The organism is Metabacillus rhizosphaerae, assembly GCF_037201795.1.
Taxonomy (GTDB): domain Bacteria; phylum Bacillota; class Bacilli; order Bacillales; family Bacillaceae; genus Metabacillus; species Metabacillus rhizosphaerae.
On record NZ_CP147403.1, the window covers coordinates 5,547,406 to 5,566,646 of the forward strand.

General features: G+C 36.2%; 18 protein-coding genes. 6 read left to right on the forward strand and 12 right to left on the reverse strand.

The annotated features are described in order from the left end of the window. Positions 1-330 precede the first annotated feature (330 nt). Together WCV66_RS26240 and WCV66_RS26245 are read left to right on the forward strand one after the other, a co-directional pair. Entirely contained in the window at positions 331-564 is a 234-nt protein-coding gene (locus tag WCV66_RS26240) for an IDEAL domain-containing protein (protein ID WP_338787447.1), read from the forward strand. A 200-nt stretch (positions 565-764) separates the two neighbouring features. Continuing rightward, a complete protein-coding gene (locus tag WCV66_RS26245) occupies positions 765-1,373 on the forward strand; it encodes a general stress protein (RefSeq protein WP_083964720.1) in 609 nt (202 codons plus the stop codon). Between the two features lie 180 nt (positions 1,374-1,553). Here WCV66_RS26245 and aceA read toward each other — a convergent pair whose 3' ends face one another. Further along, a complete protein-coding gene (gene aceA / locus WCV66_RS26250) occupies positions 1,554-2,834 on the reverse strand; it encodes an isocitrate lyase (protein WP_338787448.1) in 1,281 nt (426 codons plus the stop codon). A 109-nt stretch (positions 2,835-2,943) separates the two neighbouring features. Further along, positions 2,944-4,533, reverse strand: a complete 1,590-nt coding sequence (gene aceB / locus WCV66_RS26255; protein ID WP_338787449.1) for a malate synthase A — start codon at positions 4,531-4,533, stop codon at positions 2,944-2,946. Between the two features lie 342 nt (positions 4,534-4,875). On the opposite strand from aceB, the gene WCV66_RS26260 reads away from it, so the two are divergent. After that, positions 4,876-5,256 carry a DUF2269 family protein gene (locus WCV66_RS26260; protein ID WP_413789623.1) on the forward strand — a complete coding sequence of 127 codons (381 nt, stop codon included), beginning with the start codon at positions 4,876-4,878 and terminating at the stop codon, positions 5,254-5,256. Positions 5,257-5,379: 123 nt separating this feature from the next. Here the strand turns inward: WCV66_RS26260 and WCV66_RS26265 are convergent, their stop codons facing one another. The 4 genes from WCV66_RS26265 to WCV66_RS26280 form a co-directional block, all read right to left on the reverse strand. Next, positions 5,380-6,651 (reverse strand): M48 family metallopeptidase, encoded by a 1,272-nt coding sequence (locus tag WCV66_RS26265; protein WP_338787451.1) that lies wholly within the window; start codon positions 6,649-6,651, stop codon positions 5,380-5,382. A 125-nt stretch (positions 6,652-6,776) separates the two neighbouring features. Beyond that, on the reverse strand, positions 6,777-7,079 hold the full coding sequence (locus tag WCV66_RS26270; protein ID WP_066336602.1) for an AzlD domain-containing protein: 303 nt from the start codon (positions 7,077-7,079) through the stop codon (positions 6,777-6,779). Continuing rightward, positions 7,072-7,797 (reverse strand): AzlC family ABC transporter permease, encoded by a 726-nt coding sequence (locus WCV66_RS26275; RefSeq protein WP_066336604.1) that lies wholly within the window; start codon positions 7,795-7,797, stop codon positions 7,072-7,074. The genes WCV66_RS26270 and WCV66_RS26275 overlap by 8 nt, the downstream gene beginning before the upstream one ends. A gap of 41 nt (positions 7,798-7,838) precedes the next feature. After that, positions 7,839-8,390 (reverse strand): helix-turn-helix domain-containing protein, encoded by a 552-nt coding sequence (locus WCV66_RS26280; protein ID WP_066336612.1) that lies wholly within the window; start codon positions 8,388-8,390, stop codon positions 7,839-7,841. Positions 8,391-8,531: 141 nt separating this feature from the next. Between WCV66_RS26280 and WCV66_RS26285 the strand changes: the two genes are divergently transcribed. Continuing rightward, positions 8,532-9,281: an SIS domain-containing protein gene (locus tag WCV66_RS26285; protein ID WP_338787452.1), complete on the forward strand. Its 750-nt coding sequence runs from the start codon at positions 8,532-8,534 to the stop codon at positions 9,279-9,281. A gap of 215 nt (positions 9,282-9,496) precedes the next feature. On the opposite strand, the gene WCV66_RS26290 is transcribed toward WCV66_RS26285, so the two are convergent. Both WCV66_RS26290 and nagE read right to left on the reverse strand, forming a co-directional pair. After that, positions 9,497-10,222, reverse strand: coding sequence for a GntR family transcriptional regulator (locus WCV66_RS26290; protein WP_066336619.1), 726 nt, complete (start codon positions 10,220-10,222; stop codon positions 9,497-9,499). A 147-nt stretch (positions 10,223-10,369) separates the two neighbouring features. After that, positions 10,370-11,827 carry an N-acetylglucosamine-specific PTS transporter subunit IIBC gene (gene nagE / locus WCV66_RS26295; RefSeq protein ID WP_338787453.1) on the reverse strand — a complete coding sequence of 486 codons (1,458 nt, stop codon included), beginning with the start codon at positions 11,825-11,827 and terminating at the stop codon, positions 10,370-10,372. A 366-nt stretch (positions 11,828-12,193) separates the two neighbouring features. Between nagE and nagA the strand changes: the two genes are divergently transcribed. After that, the gene (gene nagA / locus WCV66_RS26300; protein WP_338787454.1) at positions 12,194-13,384 is read left to right on the forward strand and encodes an N-acetylglucosamine-6-phosphate deacetylase; all 1,191 of its coding nucleotides are present in this window, start codon (positions 12,194-12,196) and stop codon (positions 13,382-13,384) included. 60 nt (positions 13,385-13,444) lie between these two features. Then, positions 13,445-14,191, forward strand: coding sequence for a glucosamine-6-phosphate deaminase (gene nagB, locus WCV66_RS26305; protein ID WP_338787455.1), 747 nt, complete (start codon positions 13,445-13,447; stop codon positions 14,189-14,191). Between the two features lie 345 nt (positions 14,192-14,536). Here nagB and WCV66_RS26310 read toward each other — a convergent pair whose 3' ends face one another. From WCV66_RS26310 to WCV66_RS26325, 4 genes are all read right to left on the reverse strand, one after another. Further along, the gene (locus WCV66_RS26310) at positions 14,537-15,331 is read right to left on the reverse strand and encodes an ABC transporter ATP-binding protein (RefSeq protein ID WP_066336636.1); all 795 of its coding nucleotides are present in this window, start codon (positions 15,329-15,331) and stop codon (positions 14,537-14,539) included. Then, positions 15,306-16,301, reverse strand: coding sequence for an ABC transporter permease subunit (locus WCV66_RS26315; protein WP_338787456.1), 996 nt, complete (start codon positions 16,299-16,301; stop codon positions 15,306-15,308). The genes WCV66_RS26310 and WCV66_RS26315 overlap by 26 nt, the downstream gene beginning before the upstream one ends. Positions 16,302-16,313: 12 nt before the next feature. Next, on the reverse strand, positions 16,314-17,318 hold the full coding sequence (locus WCV66_RS26320) for an ABC transporter substrate-binding protein (RefSeq protein WP_338787457.1): 1,005 nt from the start codon (positions 17,316-17,318) through the stop codon (positions 16,314-16,316). A 250-nt stretch (positions 17,319-17,568) separates the two neighbouring features. Next, positions 17,569-19,125, reverse strand: coding sequence for a fatty acid--CoA ligase family protein (locus WCV66_RS26325; protein WP_338787458.1), 1,557 nt, complete (start codon positions 19,123-19,125; stop codon positions 17,569-17,571). Positions 19,126-19,241: the final 116 nt, after the last annotated feature.

The following is a 19,241-nucleotide window of genomic DNA, read 5'->3' on the forward strand; positions in this document are numbered from 1 at the left end:
AAATTTACAAAAAATACACAAAAAAAGTGACTTCCTTAACATTTCTGTAAAGAAGTCACTCCTCGTTCATTTGTTCAGTTATTGTCTCAGTCTCAATTTTTTCATTGTAGCTGTCGATTCCAACAAGAGGATTTAAAGCAGTTGGTAATAGCTCTAGTTCTTTGTCTTTATTCATTTAAATCACACCCTTTTACCATAGCTTTTCCAACTTGTTGTATTTCATACTTACTAAAAATATTCCTGTTAAATTTTTTAAAAATTTTAACTATTCGGTTGATTTTCAGTTGTTAATTCCATACAATATAAAAAAGGCATCAGGGGTGATCTTAAATGAAAAATAAAAAGTCGTCTTACACTGAGATCATGAAGTCCCGTAACACAAAAAACGTTCCATCCGAGCATCCTGTATTAGACATGTATATTCAAATGGTTCTAGACGAAGCGTTGTTTAACAGGAAAAGAGATTTGCTAGCAGAACGTATTAATGATGCACTTGACACAAAGAACAAAACATTATTTATGACATTATCAAAAGAATACAAGGTTTTACGTTTGTTAGGATAGAGACTGCCAATTGGCGGTCTTTATTTTTTTCATTTATTTAACTCTTTTCTTAAACATTAAAGCTATTTGTCTTTCGATAACAAACGTGCAGAATTTTTATTCTACTACTAAAATAACAAAAATATTAGTTTATAGATCTGCACTTCGGGTACTTAATTAATAGAAACATCAATACGAATAAGATGAGGAGGAGTTAAAAAGTGGACAACCATAAGAAAAAGATTGTAGGTATTTATGATACAGAACAGGAAGCTATTCTAGCTGTAGAGGATCTTAAAAATCAAGGATATAACACCGAAGACATCTCCGTAATCAGTAGAAATCGTGAAGATGTAGATTATATCTCAGAAGAAACCGGTACAAAAGCAGGCAAAGGGGCTGCTACAGGTGCTGCAGCGGGTGGTACACTCGGTGGGGTAACTGGATTATTAGCTGGAGTAGGGGCATTAGCTATCCCAGGCATTGGACCGATTATAGCAGCAGGACCAATTGTAGCTGCATTGACTGGTGCTGCAGCAGGTGCAGGAGTAGGTGGATTATCAGGAGCGCTCATAGGAATGGGCATTCCAGAAGATGAAGCAAAGCATTACGATGAATCTGTAAAAGATGGTAAGATCTTAGTTCTTGTTGATAAGAAAGATGATTTCATTGACAGAGAGCAAAACATTCCTCCAGAGCTGGATACAACACCAATTGAAGGTAGTAGCGTACGTGAAAATGACTACAATAATTATAAAGATCGAGATCCTTCTTTAACCGATAACAATCATAAAGTGAACACCGGGACCAATACTAACAGGAACTGGTAATTGACACCAACAAAATTGGTCATATTTTTGCATGTGCAGCTTAATATATTATATGACATGAGTCCTTAGATTTTAGGGGCTCATGCTACATATTAATAATTACTTCGAAGTTAATATGTCCAAAATAAATGAATAGAAGCTTGGATTACAGTCATCCAAGCTTCTATTTTTTGAATACTATTAAGCCTCGGTAAACTGAGCCGCCTCAGTAGATCCTTTTAAAGCAGTGGTCGAGGAGGTTCCCCCAGAGATTGTTTGCGCCACTTCATCAAAATATCCGGTACCAACCTCACGTTGATGTCTAGTTGCCGTGTATCCATAAACCTCACTTGCAAATTCTCGTTGTTGAAGCTCAGAATAGGCTGCCATACCATGGTCGCGGTAGCCACGTGCAAGCTCAAACATACTGTGATTAAGTGCATGGAATCCTGCAAGTGTTACAAATTGAAACTTATAACCCATTTTAGCAATTTCTTTTTGGAACTTAGCAATTATTTCATCGTCTAGTTTCTTCTTCCAGTTAAATGATGGTGAGCAGTTATAGGCTAATAATTTTCCAGGGAAGCTTTCATGAATTGCATCTGCAAATTTTTGCGCTTGCTCAAGATTTGGTTCTGATGTTTCACACCAAATTAAATCAGCATATGGTGCGTAGGATAGTCCTCTGCTAATCGCTTGGTCAATGCCAGCTTTTGTACGGAAGAATCCTTCTACAGTTCGTTCACCTGTTAAAAATTCATGATCAGCAGGATCAACATCACTTGTAATCAAATCAGCTGCATCAGCATCTGTACGAGCAATAATGATCGTTGGTGTTCCCATTACATCTGCTGCTAAACGTGCTGAGATAAGATTTTTTACAGCTGTTTGTGTTGGTAATAAAACTTTCCCACCTAGGTGGCCACATTTTTTCTCAGAGGATAATTGATCTTCAAAATGAACCCCCGACGCTCCTGATTCAATCATTGATTTCATCAGTTCGAATACATTTAACTGCCCACCAAAGCCCGCTTCTGCATCTGCAATAATCGGTGCAAACCAATCAATAATTTCCTCCCCTTCAAGATGTTGAATTTGATCTGCTCGTTGAAGCGCTTGATTAATTCGTTTAACAACATTAGGAACACTGTTTGCAGGGTATAAGCTTTGGTCAGGGTACATAGTTCCTGAAAGGTTTGCATCTGCAGCAACCTGCCAGCCACTTAAGTAAATGGCCTTTAAGCCAGCTTTAATTTGTTGCATAGCTTGATTTCCAGTTAAGGCACCTAGTGCATGGATGTAATCCTCTGTTTGAAGACTGTTCCAAAGCTTTTCAGCCCCTCTTCTTGCTAACGTATATTCTATATCGATTGAACCCCTCAATCTGATTACCTCTTCTGAAGAATATGGACGAGTAATCCCTTCCCAACGCTTATCTAGCTCCCAGCTTTCCTGTAATGCTTTAATTCTTTGACCGTTCATTTCCCATTCCCCCATGTTTACAATTTTAAATGCACTTTATCAATGCGAAAAGTCGGATATTATAATTGTTCGAACCTAAGATAAACCGCTCCCATTATTCCTAAAATAGTCAAAGCTTTTCATAGCTCGGAATTGTTAAGAAATCAATAAATTCATTACGCTTTACTAGCTCATCAAATACTTCAATTGCCTTTTCAAAATTCCCCTTTTGAAAGGCTACTTCACCAACTGCTTCACGTATATTTCTAACCTCTTCCTCTCTCATTTGGTCATAAAGTCCAAATGTGAGCTTACGACCATCCTCAAGTATGCCACGTGGATGGCGAATCCATTGCCATAACTGTGCTCTTGATATTTCCGCTGTTGCAGCATCCTCCATTAAGTTATGGATTGGTGCAGCGCCCCGGCCACTTAGCCATGATGCAAGATAACGGATGCCAACATCGATATTTGTTCTTACTCCCTCCTCTGTAATTGTCCCGTCTGGTACTTCTAATAAATCTTCAGCTGTAACTTCAACATCTTTCCGTTTGCGATAAAGTTGATTAGGTGTTTTCATATGCCCATCAAAAACATCCATTGCTACCTTTATGAGTGCAGGATGTGCAACCCATGTACCGTCATGACCTTCTGTTGCTTCTCTTTCTTTATCAGCTCGCACCTTCTCGTATGCTCTTTCATTTTTTTCAGGATTGTTTTTGACAGGAATTTGCGCAGCCATTCCTCCCATTGCATGAGCATTTCGCTTGTGACAAGTTTTGATTGCAAGCAATGAATAAGATCTCATAAACCCAACAGTCATCGTGACCTGTGCGCGATCAGGTAGAATGACAGATTCACAGTTTCTAAGCTTCTTTAAATAACTGAAAATATAATCCCAACGCCCACAGTTTAAGCCTGCAGAATGCTCTTTTAATTCATATAAAATTTCATCCATTTCAAATGCTGCCATTATTGTTTCAATTAGAACAGTTGCTTTAACCGTCCCTTGTGTAATATTTAATTCGTCTTGTGCAAAGCAAAATACCTCATTCCAAAGTCTTGCTTCAAGATAACTTTCCATCTTAGGTAAATAAAAGTATGGTCCGCTTCCTCGTTTAATCAGCTCCTTGGCATTGTGAAAAAAGAATAATCCAAAGTCTACTAAACTGGCAGACATTCTTTTTCCATCTAGCTCAATATGTTTTTCTTCAAGATGCCAGCCTCTTGGTCTTACCTTTAAGATAGCAATTTCTTCATTTAGCTGATACGCTTTACCACTTTCATTTTGATATGAAATCGTTTTGCGAACAGCATCTCTCAGGTTAACTTGACCACCTATTATATTGTGCCAACTTGGTGAAGTCGCATCCTCGAAATCAGCCATAAACACTTTTGCACCTGAGTTTAGTGCATTGATCACCATTTTTCGATCAACTGGGCCGGTGATTTCAACACGACGATCTTGAAGATCTTCAGGAATTGGAGCTACTGTCCAATCTCCATTACGTATGTGTTCTGTTTCAGGTAAAAAACCAGGTAACTTACCTAAATCGATCTCCTGCTGTCTTTCCACCCTTTTCTGTAACAATTCTCGCCTACGTGTGCCAAAATTTCTTTCAAGCTTTTCAATAAATTGCAACGCTTCTGGTGTTAACACTTGTTGAAATTCACGCTTCATTTCCCCAACTATTTTACAACCTGTCATTTGTGTTGCCATGTTTGAAAGAACACCCCACTTTTATTGTTATAATACAGTTTGTTATTGCTAAAACTAATATATAACAGAGTGATTAAAAATGGAACAATTTTCTTTAATAAATTTCAAAAAAAGTTTTGACAAGCTTTACAACGGTGTTAGACAGCTCTTATGAGGCATAAGACAACATACTATAAAAATCAAAAAATATAGATTTATTTAATAAAAGGGTTACCTTCATTTAGTAACATCTGTTACTATTAACTCATAAATTTATAGGAGGAAAGTATTATAAGTATTTATGGTTTTATTGTACTAATACATATCATTTCAGCAGTATGTGGATTAGGCGCAGCATTTGCATTGCCAGTCTTAATGAAAAAGCCTGAAACAGTAACCCAAGCTAAATTCGCTTTCAAGGTAAATGCGGGAATTGAAAAGATCGTTAAGATTGGCAGTATTACTCTTTTAGTTACAGGTCTAATTTTGGGTGCACTGAACCCAAGTCTATTTACCCAAATATGGTATATTGTTTCTATTGTTATATTTATAATGGTTCAACCTGTAGTTGCTGTCATTCTTCCAAAGAAACTAGCTGAACTAGAGAAAATATTAAATAGTATTAAAGAAGATAAATTGCCAGATTCATATTTTCAGATTAGTAAGCAAATGGCTCCTTACAATGGTTTTACTCATTTAGCTGCCATCGTCTTAATTATACTAATGGTGCTAAAGCCTTTTTAGTCCATATAAAAAGGACTCTGCGAATACTATGCAGGGTCCTTTTAAAAATATGAATACTAATAAAGTAATGACTAGTTATAAAAATATTTACTTGCAATTCCCTCATACTTTTAATTAGAACATTTATTCACTACCCGATTCTTTTTCCCCATGCTCTTCCAAGTAAAGAATTCGCTCAAACATTGTAGGATGAGTATAGCGAAATATTTTTACTAAAGCAGGTGGATTTACCTCACTTAACCCAGCTCTTGATAACTCTTGGAACGAGCTTATTGCCGCTTCGTTGTTATTTGTCATTTCAATTGCATACATATCAGCAGACTTTTCTTGATAGCGTGCAACAGTATTTGCTAATGGACTAGAGGCAAATGTCAGCACCCCTAGCAAGATTAAAAATAATGGAAATGCAGTTAACTCTCTAATTGAATTAATTTTCAGCAAAGATCCAAATTGCTTAATCATGAGTTTCATTAAAAGATGAATGATGAATAATCCGAATAGGCTTAAGAATAAATAGCCTGCGATCCCGACATAAATATGATTCATCACGTAATGCCCCATTTCATGGGCCATGATAAACAAAATTTCCTCTTCACTGAGTCTATTTAACGTAGTATCCCAAAGAACAATTCTAGAATTTGATCCTATTCCGGTTACGTACGCATTTAGTGCATTTGTCTTTTCAGACATATTCACTTCATATACATGTTCAGCAGGTATATCTGCCTCATTAGCGATGGCTAAAATTTTTTCTTCCAATTCCTTGTTTTGTAACGGATAAAAATCATTATATAAAGGGTCAATCAAAACTGGTTGAACAAACATTAAAAACATTGAAAATGGGATTGACAGTAACCATGCGTACAGCCACCATCTTTTTTCAAACCTCTTGATAAGCCAATACAGTACAATGACTATTACTGTCATCAAGGCATAATTCACCCAAAAATCAATTAATTCATCCTTCATCCACGCAGAAAATGTTTGTGTTGTGATATTATACGATTTCGAAATTCGAAATCCTAGCAACTCTACTGGAAAAGAAATGACAGATATTAATAGCGATAACCAAAAAAAGTAGACAGCTGATTGCAAGCTAAAAAACCTTGACGTCACATTAGACCATTCTTGCATTTTTCGTGAAATCCCAGTGATAAGAATGACAAATAGTAAAAACCATTCAAATGGTACTGTTACAAAATAAAGGAAATTTTTTATTGTTGAATATTCCTGAGATAGCAGCAGTTCCCTACCGGACATAAAAGTGGATGGATCTGCAGAAGAGCCCTCATATGGAGCAGGAACACCTGTCCCCGAAAAAATGAATAGATACCAATATACTAATAAACCATATAAAAAATAAAGAAAAATTGATCCTGTTAACCATTTCCTCAACTAGCCATCCCTCCTTGAACAAGCTCTTACTTCTAGTGTAGTTTCGAGCCCTTTTAAATAGAACATGAAAAGGAAAGGCTTTTCTTATCACCATTAAATAGACTCACACTGTTTAATTCTAACACCTACAACATACTATATAGAACAAGCGTACCAATTGCCCCCATTACAACGACAATAACATTTGCTCCGGTAAATGCAATTAAGGTTGCGGCAATAGCTCCGATTATACCAAACATAAGATCCTCACTAATAAGAAAAACACCTGGTACGATCAATGCTCCTAAAGTGGCAAAAGGAACATTCTTTAATACATTCTGTACAAAGACCGGCAATTTTAATTGACTTAGTGCAACAAGTGGAATCATCCGCGGTATATATGTAACAAGTCCCATTCCAATTATCATAAACAAAATGGTTTTATCCATGCTGATCCACCTCTTTTGTAAATTTCGAATAGATAAGTTCAACAATGACTGCAGACACCAATGTTGATAAAACAATCGACCAACCAGTTGAGATCATCCCTGTTATATAGCAAAGTGAATTAATTATTGCGGCCAATACTGCTAAAAAAAGCACCTTTCGATGTTTTTTCAACGATGGAATTAATAATCCAATAAACATTGCGTATAACGCTATTCCCATACTTTCTTGCACAGTGGTTGGGAGACTGGCACCAATAACAAAGCCAATTCCTGAATTCACAACCCAACTAGCGTATGAAATAAACATTAACCCAAATAAATAGCCTGAATTTACCGCTCCCTCTCTCGTTGATGCAACTGAAAAGGTTTCATCTGTTAAACCAAATGAATAAAGTGCCTTTTTCCATAGCGAGTCGTCTTCAACCTTTTCACTTAATGAAGCAGACATTAAAAAATGACGTATGTTCACAATAAACGTTGTAAAGATGATTTCAATAACACCAGTTCCTACAGCTATTAAGCTTAACGAAATATATTGAGAAGCGCCTGCAAAAACAATTAAACTCATAAGCACTGTTTCTGAAAGGGATAACCCAGTTGACTTCGAAAGGAGCCCAAATGTTAAGGCCACAGGTAAATAGCCAATTGCTATACTGGCACCTCCTTGTATTCCTTGGAGAAAACTAGATTGTTTTTTTACAAGAGTTGTTGTTGCCAACTTCCTTCCTCCTTAACTATGATTGAAAATCTACTCACTATTTAAGGATAGTAAATAAGTAAGTAACAGCTTGTTGTAACTTCTGTATGATTTGCATATGTATGTGATTGATTTGCCTGAAACTTCATTGAATCACCCTTTTTTAACACATACTCCTCACCATGGATCGAAATTGTTGCTTCACCTTCACATACAAGGACATATTCTTCAACACTTCCGTGGTGTCGCTCAGACGTATGGACACAGCCTGGCTTAAATTCCATAAAATAAATTTCAAACTTTTTCGAAGAATCAAAAGGAAAATAAGGATATACTTGAAATAGCTCATTATTTTCTGAAACCGCAGTCTTCTGATTTAAACGTACAACTGATATTGTTGGTTCTGTTTCCTCCACTAATGATGAAAACGAAACTTGAAGGCCGTTGGCAATTTTCCATAATGTATTTACAGTAGGACTTGACTCCCCCTTTTCGATTTGCGATAACATCCCCTTACTAACTCCTGTTACCTGAGCAAGCTGATCATAACTATAACCTCTAAGCTTTCGAATATTCTTTAAGTTTTCAGCAATTTGCGTTTGAATTGATTTCATAATTTCTCCCATTCCCTCACAATGTATAATATAGTATACATTTGTATTATATAACTAACAACAGCGTTTTTTCACTACTTTCATTTCATTCCTACATAAGGTACATTGATTATAGAAATCTTGTTGATTTGAGGTGAAAACATGTTAACAACATATTTTACAAAATTACAGGAAAAATTACAGCTAGTTATGGAGAATGAAGCCAAATCAATGGAGATGGTTGCAGTTAAAATAGCTGAAAGCATTCAACAGGGTGGAATTATCCAATTATTTGGATGTGGTCACTCACACATCCTTACAGAAGAAGTGTTTTATCGAGCAGGTGGACTTGCCCCGATAAAGCCAATTTTAGTTGAACCGCTAATGCTTCATGAGGGTGCAGTAAAATCTTCACAGTTGGAAAGAACAAATAACTATGCTGTTTCATTTATGAAAAAACAGGATATCAAGCCAAAAGACCTCGTCATTGTTATTTCCACTTCAGGCATAAATCCAGTACCAATTGATGTCGCTCTTCTTGCAAAGGAAAAAGGAGCATTTGTAGTGGGGATTTGTTCTTTTAACTATACAAAAGACCAGACCTCCAGACATAAAAGTGGAAAATTCCTCGCTGAAGTTGTCGATATCGCCCTTAATAATTTTTCCGTAAAGGGAGATGCGATTCTTACTCATGAGAAAGTTGGGGTTCCTTTTTCATCATCTTCTACCGTCATCGGGGCTGCTATGTTAAATGGGATATTAGCAGAAGCGATTAAAAAGATGGTGGAGGACGGATTTGAACCACCTATCTTTTTAAGCGGGAATATCGCTGGTGCTGATGAACATAATCACTTATTAATTCAAAAGTATAGTAAACGTATCGAGTTATTAACAATGGGAATTGATGAATAAGAACAAAAGCTCAGGGCGCCTTGACAGCCTCAGGCAAATAAGATGATTAAGAATAGAAAAGAATGCGTTCTTTGCCTTCAATTCTTAATTAGCTAGACCCTAGAGGGGCTAGGCGCTGGAGCTGGATGTCGTGCGCTTATCCAAGTACTAGAATTTTATAGTTTCCTGAATAAAATAAAAAGCTCCACCTGTAAATATAGTAGGTGGAGATTCCTTTACTTTCGCTCAATGTCAATTTTAAACTTATATTTATCCGCTCGATATGAAGACCTAACAAGCTCAAGTGGTGTGCCATTTTCTAAAAATGTCTCTCTTTGAATGAGTAAAACTGGAACACCCTTTTTAATCTTTAGATGTTTAATGTCCTCATCATTAACAAGCGCAGCTTCAACTGTTTGAGTTGCATGACCGATGTTTAAATGTAGTTCATCCTCAATATACGTATATAATGACTCCTCTAAAATCTCTGGAGTTAATCCAGGAATCAATTTAACTGGTAGATAACTCGTCTCTAAAGCAATCGGTTCTTCATTGGCTAAACGTAGTCTCTTTATTTTATAAATAAGCTCTTCTTCTCCGAGATCAAGGCGTTCTTTTATATCTTGATCAGCGGGGAAAATTTCAAAATGTAATAATTTATTTCCTGGCACTAATTTACGAGCTTTCATATCTTCAGTAAAACTTGTTAGTCCTTGTAAATTTTGTTCAAATTTTTGATTTGAAACAAAGGTTCCTTTCCCTTTTTCTCTAAAGAGGTATCCCTTATTTACCAAGTTTGTAATCGCTTGTCGGACTGTCATCCGGCTTATTTGATAGCTTTCCGAAAGTTCTCGTTCTGAGGGCAACGAATCACCGGGCATCAATTCCTCAGATTCAATTGTTTGTTTTATATGCTCTTCTAACTGATAGTACAAAGGAAGAGGAGAATTTTTGTCAATCACATATAGATCTCCTTTCAATTTCGCTAATATTCGCTAATGCCATTATAGTAATAGTCCTACTTTTATACAATATTATCTCCTAGAACGTAAACAAAAAACTACCTGTATTTATATACTTACCAGGTAGTTTTTATGTTTTTTTATCTATTAACTTTTACGGATTTTTTCCATTTCATCTGCTACAAATTGAACCTGTGTTCCTACAATAACTTGAATGCTTTGTGGTCCAACAATGTTGATACCAGGAATACCTGTAGATTTAATCTTATTCTGATCAACTACATCCATGTCTTTTACTTCAATTCTTAAGCGTGTAACGCAATTGTCAACAGACGTCACATTTGCATCTCCGCCTAAGCCATCATAAATCTTTTCAGCCATTACAGCAAATTTATTCTCTGTTGTTACTGAGCCTGTAGATTCGCCTTCCTCAAGATCTTCATCAGTATCTGCCTCTCTACCAGGAGTTGCTAAGTTAAACTTCGTAATTAAGAAGCGGAATAATACATAATAAATTACTGCAAAAATTAATCCTTGAAGCAATAGCATAAATGGTTGGTTCGCCAATGGAAGTTTTGAACTTAAAATAAAGTCAACTAGACCAGCACTGAAGCTGAAACCTGCAGTCCAATGAAAAAATGCTGCAACCGCTAAAGAAATACCTGTTAATGCCGCGTGAACTACATAAAGAGCTGGTGCTAGAAACATGAAGGAAAATTCCAATGGTTCAGTAACACCTGTAAAGAATGAAGCAAAACCAGCAGCTAATAATAAGGACGCAGCTTGTTTTTTTCTAGTTGTTTTTGCAGTATGATACATAGCTAGGGCTGCTGCAGGCAATCCAAACATCATCACAGGGAAGAATCCCGCTTGATACATTCCTGTTATTCCCTTTGTTCCAGTCCCAGCCCAGAAGTTACCAATGTCATTAATTCCTGCAACATCAAACCAGAACACTGAATTTAGGGCATGATGTAAACCTGTTGGTATTAATAGTCTATTAAAGAATCCATATAACCCAGCACCTATAAACTCCAATTGACTAATCCATGTACCAAATGTAACTAATCCTGTAAAAATCACTGGCCATGCAAAGAACAATACTGCGGAAACGAGTAACATTGCTATAGCTGTCATAATTGGAACTAGGCGTTTACCACTAAAGAAGGACAATGCAGCTGGTAATTGTACATGACTAAAGCGATTGTACATAATAGAAGCGATGATCCCAGATAGTATTCCAATAAACTGATTTTCTATTTTTATAAAAGCAGGATTTACATTTTCAGCATCAATACCTTGCAGCATCGCTACAGAGTCTGTTGAGAGTAGCGTTGTAACAACTAGAAATGCAACCAACCCACTTAATGCTGCTGATCCATCTTTATCCTTAGACATCCCTAATGCAACACCTACTGCAAATAAGATTGCCATATTGTCAATTACTGAGGAACCAGCTTTAATTAAGAATGCTGCTAAAGGACTACCTGCGCCCCAACCTGCTGGATCAATCCAATAACCAATCCCCATCAAAATTGCCGCAGCTGGTAATACTGCTACTGGTAACATCAATGAGCGACCAATTTTTTGTAAATATTTCATCATTTCCCTTTCCTCCAATCAATTATGCATAATCTAGATGAGACTAAATATAAATCGAATTTTTTTATATTTTAAAACGTAGTAAAAATGTTGGTGCAGGAAATACTGCTATATGAAGCATTTATCACTCTAAACTCTTTGTTAATAAATATGTGTTCTTATCTCTCCCTTCATAGTTGGAAGCGTTTAACACAATCATAGTAACATTTAATAATATAGATGTCTATACCAATTTTCTTGTTTTATATAAGATTTTAGTCCTATTTCTATGAAAATTGCGTATCACTTCCTGAATTGGTATAGACAACTATATATTTTGATGCTATTCTTTAATTATCAAATTAGAAGAAAAAGAAGGAGTACATGGCTATGAATTCATCTTCGAAAAAGGTAATGCTTCAACATGGAACAACTTATGCAGAAAATCAAGTAATTAAAAATAGCTATATTAAAATAGATGATGGAAGAATTACAGAAATTGGACCTACGAATGATCTTTCAGATTCATCAGATTATCAAATAATTAACATACCTGATGGTTTTAGTATTATACCCGGAATGATCGATATTCATATTCATGGAGCAAATGGTGCTGATACAATGGATGCTACGCAAGAGGCTCTTGATATAATGTCATCCACTCTTCCAAGGGAAGGCACTACAAGCTTTTTAGCGACGACAATGACTGAAGATCCTAGTGCCATTGCGAATGCTCTAAGGAATGCTGGAGAATATATCGACTCTTTTCAATCAGAAGGTAATGCAGAAATTTTAGGTATTCACTTGGAAGGACCTTTTATTCATAAGGATAAAGCTGGTGCACAACCAATACACCATATTTTAGATCCTAATTTAGAAACCTTTAAATTATGGAAAGAATTGTCTAATAACCATATTAAGCTTGTTACGCTTGCTCCTGAACTTCCAGGAGGTGGTGAGGTGCTCCAACATTTAAAGAATCAAGGAATTATTGGCTCTATCGCACATTCTCAAGCAACATATGATCAAGTTTTAGAGGCGATCGAAAATGGACTTAATCATGTTACCCATCTTTTCAACCAAATGACAGGTCTTCACCATCGAGATCCTGGAATAGTAGGTGCTGCATTTTTAAGAAATGAATTAATGGTTGAAATAATTGTTGATGGGATTCATGTTCGTCCTGAAATCGTTGACCTTGCCTTTAATCAAATTACCGACGAACGAATGATTTTGATTACAGACTCTATGAGAGCAAAATGGCTTAAAAATGGGGTATATGATTTAGGTGGTCAAATGGTAACAGTGAAGGATGACCATGCATTACTAGATGAAAACACTCTAGCCGGCAGTGTATTGAAAATGAAAGATGCCTTTAAAAACATACAGGAATATGCAGGCTGTGATATTAAAAGCGCCATTAAAATGGCGTCTGAAAATCCTGCAAAGCATTTAAAGGTCTTTGACCGAAAAGGAAGCATATCGATTGGTAAAGATGCGGATATCGTTGTCCTTGATGATCAAATGGATGTTTTTATGACTATGTGTAAAGGGAAAATCGCCTATTCAAAGCAAATGTGATGTTTTCACTTTACCTTAACCGGGGACTGTCCCCTATCTTTTACACTGGAGTTGACACTAATGAAAATAATTGAAGTTAAAAATTATCAAGAAATGAGTCTTGCAGCTGCACAATATATCATTAATATGTTAAAAAATACTTCCAAATTAACATTAGGTCTAGCGACTGGAGGTACACCACAAGGAGTTTATCAACACTTAATTGAAGATTATAAGAAAAACGGTACTTCATACGCACAGGTCACTAGCTTTAATTTAGATGAATATATTGGTTTATCGAAGGATGATCCAAATAGCTATTATCGCTATATGTATGAAAATCTGTTTAAGCATATCAATATCTCTCTTCAGCAAATAAATATCCCAAGTGGAATGAACACTAATTTACAGTCTGAATGTGAAGAATATGAAAACAAGATCCATCAACATGGCGGTATTGATTTACAGCTATTAGGAATTGGTAGTAACGGGCATATAGGATTTAATGAGCCTGGAACCTCCTTTCAATCAAAAACACATGTTGTGGGCTTAACTCAATCAACAAGAGAAGCAAATGCTCGTTACTTTACAAGTATAGAAGAAGTTCCAACACAAGCTATTACGATGGGAATTCAATCAATCTATAAAAGTAAAGAGATCTTGCTTTTAGCATCCGGTAAAGCGAAACAAGATGCCATGGTTAAGCTTCTAAATGGAGACGTAACTGAAAGCTTTCCAGCCTCTATATTAAAACAACATCCAAATGCAACGATAATCGCTGATGAGGAAGCTTTGTTGGGTGTGAAGGATGTTAGTTTATTTAGGTAAGGTACAAAAGCGCAAGCGCCCGTTTAGCGACATAGAAAAAAGAGCACTCCGTATGAGATAAAGCGAGACTTCCATCAGTGGGTTATCTGATGGATAGTGAGACTTATCGGACCTTTACGGGCAGTTATTTTCATTGACTGCCCGTTAATGTGTGGCAAAGGAAACACGAAGAGCACGAGCGTTCGATGTTGACTTAGCGTATAAGGAGTGTGAAGTTCATTAGTCGCTGGGCGCTGGAGCTAGATGTCAAAGCGCTTATCCTTAGTACTAGAATTTTATTAATTTTCTAAACGAAAAAAAAGCCTGCCCCCAATCACTTTGATGCTGATGTTGGGGCAGGCTTTTTTATATGAGTAACGCCTTATCAGATAAAGAGCTATCAGTCTTAATTTTAGAGAATTCTTCTAACAGAGATTTAACTGTTAATCCCTGCTTTTCTTTCCCCTCTGCTTCAAAAACAATATTTCCTTTATCCATCATGATTAGTCGATTTCCAAGATCAACTGCTTGCTGCATATTATGGGTAATCATTAATGTCGTTAGATTTCCATTATCAACAAGCTTTTTCGTTAGGTTTGTAATCAACTCAGCTCGTGATGGATCAAGTGCTGCTGTATGTTCATCTAACAGCAAAATATCAGGCTTGGTGAAGGTCGCCATTAATAATGAAAGAGCTTGCCGCTCCCCACCAGACAGTAAACCAACCTTTGCTGATAATCGATTTTCAAGACCTAAACCAAGTAGTTCTAACTGTTCCTTAAAAAACACACGTCGCTTGGATGAAACACCAGGCCTTAATGTACGTTTGTGTACACGAGAATAAGCAATCGCTAGATTCTCTTCAATTGTAAGTGTAGGTGCCGTACCAGCCATTGGATCTTGAAAAACACGGCCGATGTATCTTGAACGTTTATACTCACGAACATCAATCATTGACTTATCCTTGATGAGGACATCTCCATCATCTGGGGTTATTCGTCCAGCAATAACATTGAGTAAAGTTGATTTTCCCGCACCATTACTTCCTATAACTGTAACAAAATCACCTTCATTTAATGATAATGACAAATGACCTAATGCCACTTTCTCATCAACAGAGCCTTCATTAAACACCTTATAAATTTGCTTTAGTTGTAGCAATGCCTACACCCCTCTTTCTGCGTAAGCTTTTTTTACGTTTATCCTTTTGCTTATCAATCAGTTGTGGAATGACGAGAGCACCCATTACAATACATGCTGTAATTAGCTTCATATCACCGGTTTCAAAAAAGTTAATTCGCAACGCCATTGCCACGATTAAACGGTAAATAACTGCTCCGATAATAACAGCTATCGTCGCACGTACAATCGTTTTTGTACCAACCAATGCTTCACCGATTATAACTGAGGCCAAACCAATTACAATCATCCCAATCCCCATACCAACATCACTAAATCCATTGTACTGAGCAATAAATGCACCAGAAAATGCAACAAGTGCGTTTGAAAGACCTAGACCAACAATTTTCAGCATATCCGTATTCGCTGAAAAGCTTGTGATCATATTTTGATTGTCCCCAACAGCTCTAATCGCAAGACCAAGTTCTGTTTTTAGGAAATAGTCTAATAGATATTTCATAACGAAAATCAGGATCAACATAGTTATCACAACAGACCATGTTTTAGGAACAAATCCTTCAAGACCTATTGAAATGAACATCTGTTGGAGGGCAGCATCGATACCAAGCTTATTCCAGCCCTCTAAAAGCTGAGAAAATACTGTTTCTTCTTGCAATAGTGGTACATTTGATTTCCCCATAATTCTAAGATTGATCGAATACAAGGCAATCATCATTAAGATCCCTGATAAAAGTGGGTTAATATTTCCTTTTGTATGCAGTAGCCCTGTCATACAGCCAGCCAAAAAACCTACGAGTAATGCAATTAATGTGGCTACAAAAGGATTAACCCCGTTAACAATCAGTACAGCACTTACTGCTGCACCTGTTACAAAGCTACCGTCAACTGTTAAATCTGGGAAGTCTAATATTCTAAATGATAAATATACTCCAAGAGCCATAATCGCATAAATTAAACCTGACTCTACTGATCCAAATAGGGCTGTAAACATAGCTTCTCACCTTTATTCAAGAATTTCTGCTGCTTCTTTCCATTCTTCCTTAATCTCAATTCCCATGGCTTCAGCTGCTTTTGCATTAATTTGCAATTTAAGCTTTTGTGGGTATTGAACTGGAATTTCACTTGCCTTTTTCTCACCAGTTAAAATGCTAGCAGCCATTTCTCCTGCTTCAAAACCAATATCATAGTAATCAAAACCGTAAGCAGCAAAGCCACCTCGTTTAACAGAATCTAATTCTCCAACAAATAACGGAATATCAGAATCACTTGCGACTCCAATAACACTTTCAAGTGCAGAAACAACTGTATTATCTGTAATTACATATAAAGAATCAACTTTACCAACTAATGATTCTGTTGCTTGTTTAACTTCAGCTGATGTTGAAACAGATGCTTCAACAACTTCTAGTTCTGTTCCTTCCATTGCCTTTTTAACAAGATCAATTTGTGCAACTGAGTTTTGCTCACCAGAGTTATAAATCATCCCTACTTTATTTCCTTCAACATTTTCGTCTATAAATTTAACTGTATTAGGAATTGCATCCGGATGTGTATCAGTCGTACCAGTAATATTTGCGCCAGGCTCATCAAAGCTTTTCACTAAGCTTGCTCCAATTGGATCTGTAACAGATGTAAAGACAATTGGAATCTCAGTAGTTGCATTTAATGCACTTTGGGCACTTGGCGTTGAATTAGCAAAGATTAAATCTACATTATCTCCAGCAAAATTATTTGCGATTGTTTGACTATTATTTTGATCACCTTGTGCAATTTGAACATCATATTCTACATCTATGCCCTTTTCTTCTAACGCAGCTTTGAAGCCTTCTAATGCAGAATCAAGTGATTGATGCTCAACAATCTGGTTTACTCCGATTGTATATGTTTTCTCACCCTCTGAACTAGAACCCTCAGTACCATCTGATGTATTTTCATTACTACCACAGCCTGAAATTGCTAGAAAACTAGCTAACATCATGCCAACTCCTAATTTCCAACCCTTTTTCATTACTTAATCCCCCTTTTAATAACTTTTTCACGGTTATGCTTTTATGCTTTTATTGATTAAATTATACAGGAACAAGAAAATAGTTCAATATTTTTTGAATATTTTAATACTGATTTTTCTGCAAATTCAAATTTTCCTTTCTTCTAAATAGCGAAAAAACACAGATACAATAAGGGTATCTGTGTTTTTTAAAAATATTAATTTTCATTAATTACTAGTTTTTAATCCATGCAATAATTCTATCAAAATACTATTTCTGTAAAACTTGATCTTTAAGCGCTCTTCGTAAAATTTTCCCTGTAGTATTTTTAGGAAGCTCTTCCAAAAACTCAATTGAACTTGGGACTTTATACTTCGCTAAATGCTTTTTACAATAGTCAAGTAGCATCTTTTCTGTCACTTCAGCATTACTTATCACCACAAAGCACTTTACAGCCTCACCAAAATTCGGGTCTGGAACTCCTAATACAGCGACCTCAACAACAGCTTCATGATCGTAAAGAACCTCTTCCACTTCACGTGGATAAACATTGTAACCACCTACAAGAATCATATCCTTCTTGCGGTCAACAATATAAAAATAACCATCCTCATCTTTTCTCGCAAGATCACCAGTAAAAAGCCAGCCATCACGTATCGTATGAGCTGTTTCCTCTGGCATTTTATAATAGCCCTTCATTACATTTGGACCTTTTACAATTAATTCACCAACTTGGTTCGGAGGTAACTCTTCACCCAGTTCATTTACTACTTTATTTTTTACATTCATAATGTCTGTTCCGATAGAACCTGGCTTTCTTGGGCGATCTAGTGGATTAAAGCAGGTGACAGGTGACGCTTCAGATAATCCATAGCCCTCAGAGACAACAACTTTGAATTTTTGTTCAAAGCCCTTAAGTAAAGCGATTGGCATAGAAGCTCCACCAGAAATACATAGCCTTAGTGTACTTAAATCAGCTGGATTTGCATCTTCATGCTGAAGCAAGAAGTTATACATGGTTGGAACACCAGCAAACACTGTTGCACCATGTGTTTTAGTTAATTTAAAAATCGCATCAGGGCTAAATCTTGGGACAATTAGCAAAGTAGCCCCATTCATTAATGGTGCATTTAGTGAAACAGTTAAGCAGAAAACATGGAACATAGGTAATGTTGTGACAACTATATCTTCCTTTGAAATTTTTAAATAATTAGCTGTATCAATTGCATTACTATATAAATTTTTATGTGTCAGCATTGCCCCCTTTGGTTTTCCTGTTGTCCCTGAAGTATAGAGAATAACTGCAATATCTTCTTCATCAAGCTCAGGTTCTATAAAAGAAACAGATCCTCTTGAAAGCATGGTTGCAAACGGTTTCACTTTTCTGTAAATTGATAGCTTTGTAATATCCACTTTCCCTTCGCTTTCGCTAGAAGGTGTTTCACAAATAATAATCTGCTCAACCTTTGTAAGCTGAGCATCAAGCTTATCAAATAATGGGATAAGAAGATCTAAGGTTACAACGGTTTTCACATCACCATTATTAATAATATAAGCAATCTCATCCATTGTGTAGATTGGGTTTATTGGAATGACTGTTGCTCCAGCTCTTAATGCCCCATACAAAGAGATTACATAATACGGAGTGTTGCCTAATATTACAGTTACATGATCCCCTTTTTTAACTCCTAAGTCATGTAAGCTGCTTGCAAATTGATTTATTGCTTCTTCAAGTTGCAGATAGGACATTTCTTTTCCTTCAAAAATAAACGCTGGTTTGTCACCAAAATCTTTTACAGTTTGTGATAGCCGTGAAGATAAATTCATTCTCCCACCCCTTAGTTAAAATGAATGAATAGCCATTCATTTTTCTATTAAAAAGATCCTTTCTTTATTATATTGAATGTTCAAAGATTATACAATCTATGAGAAGGATTCCACCT

Bases quoted from the DNA above. Each gene is read 5' to 3' on its own strand.
- WCV66_RS26270 (WP_066336602.1), bottom strand. From the start codon at position 7,079: ATGGATAAAACCATTTTGTTTATGATAATTGGAATGGGACTTGTTACA.
- WCV66_RS26240 (WP_338787447.1), top strand. From the start codon at position 331: ATGAAAAATAAAAAGTCGTCTTACACTGAGATCATGAAGTCCCGTAAC.
- WCV66_RS26285 (WP_338787452.1), top strand. From the start codon at position 8,532: ATGTTAACAACATATTTTACAAAATTACAGGAAAAATTACAGCTAGTT.
- aceB (WP_338787449.1), bottom strand. From the start codon at position 4,533: ATGGCAACACAAATGACAGGTTGTAAAATAGTTGGGGAAATGAAGCGT.
- nagB (WP_338787455.1), top strand. From the start codon at position 13,445: ATGAAAATAATTGAAGTTAAAAATTATCAAGAAATGAGTCTTGCAGCT.
- nagE (WP_338787453.1), bottom strand. From the start codon at position 11,827: ATGATGAAATATTTACAAAAAATTGGTCGCTCATTGATGTTACCAGTA.
- nagA (WP_338787454.1), top strand. From the start codon at position 12,194: ATGAATTCATCTTCGAAAAAGGTAATGCTTCAACATGGAACAACTTAT.
- WCV66_RS26280 (WP_066336612.1), bottom strand. From the start codon at position 8,390: ATGAAATCAATTCAAACGCAAATTGCTGAAAACTTAAAGAATATTCGA.
- WCV66_RS26325 (WP_338787458.1), bottom strand. From the start codon at position 19,125: ATGAATTTATCTTCACGGCTATCACAAACTGTAAAAGATTTTGGTGAC.
- aceA (WP_338787448.1), bottom strand. From the start codon at position 2,834: ATGAACGGTCAAAGAATTAAAGCATTACAGGAAAGCTGGGAGCTAGAT.
- WCV66_RS26320 (WP_338787457.1), bottom strand. From the start codon at position 17,318: ATGAAAAAGGGTTGGAAATTAGGAGTTGGCATGATGTTAGCTAGTTTT.
- WCV66_RS26315 (WP_338787456.1), bottom strand. From the start codon at position 16,301: ATGTTTACAGCCCTATTTGGATCAGTAGAGTCAGGTTTAATTTATGCG.